We start from the raw sequence: 507 nt of genomic DNA, 5'->3' as shown, positions 1-507 counted from the left end.
GAGGTTGTCTTTCTTCTTTCGTACTGGTTGTTTTGTTCAGTTTTCAAAGAGCAATTTTTTTCTGTCGTTTTTTGCGACAAGATATAATTTATCATGTTTTGTTTATGTTGTCAACACTTTTTTTGAAAAAAGTTATTGAGTGGGCCTGAGTGGACTCGAACCACCGACCTCACGCTTATCAGGCGTGCGCTCTAACCAGCTGAGCTACAGGCCCATAAATTCATTATGGAGCGGGTGAAGGGAATCGAACCCTCATCATCAGCTTGGAAGGCTGAGGTTTTACCACTAAACTACACCCGCATATTTTTCAAAATTAAACTGTCTGTCTATATAAAAAGCATATAAAAAGAGCTAAACAGGAGCGCTTAACTCTTTTTTATAGCCTGGCAACGTCCTACTCTCGCAGGAGGAGAACCCCCAACTACCATTGGCGCTGAAGAACTTAACTTCTGTGTTCGGCATGGGAACAGGTGTGACCTCTTCGCTATCGTCACCAGACAATAAACT

Annotated in this window: 2 tRNA genes and 1 rRNA gene; all 3 read right to left on the bottom strand. The window is 42.0% G+C overall.

Features of this window, described 5'->3' with window-relative positions:
• Positions 1–140: 140 nt before the first annotated feature.
• The 3 genes from KI343_RS19870 to rrf all read right to left on the bottom strand — a co-directional run bounded on the left by KI343_RS19870 (position 141) and on the right by rrf (position 498).
• Positions 141–214: transfer RNA gene (locus KI343_RS19870), tRNA-Ile, on the bottom strand.
• Between the two features lie 12 nt (positions 215–226).
• Positions 227–300 (bottom strand) — tRNA-Gly (locus KI343_RS19865).
• Between the two features lie 81 nt (positions 301–381).
• A 5S ribosomal RNA gene (gene rrf, locus KI343_RS19860) occupies positions 382–498 on the bottom strand.
• Between the last annotated feature and the right edge of the window lie 9 nt (positions 499–507).

Source organism: Oceanobacillus sp. J11TS1 (genome assembly GCF_018333215.1).
Lineage (GTDB): Bacteria > Bacillota > Bacilli > Bacillales > Amphibacillaceae > Oceanobacillus.
This window is presented reverse-complemented; position numbering and strand designations above follow the sequence as displayed.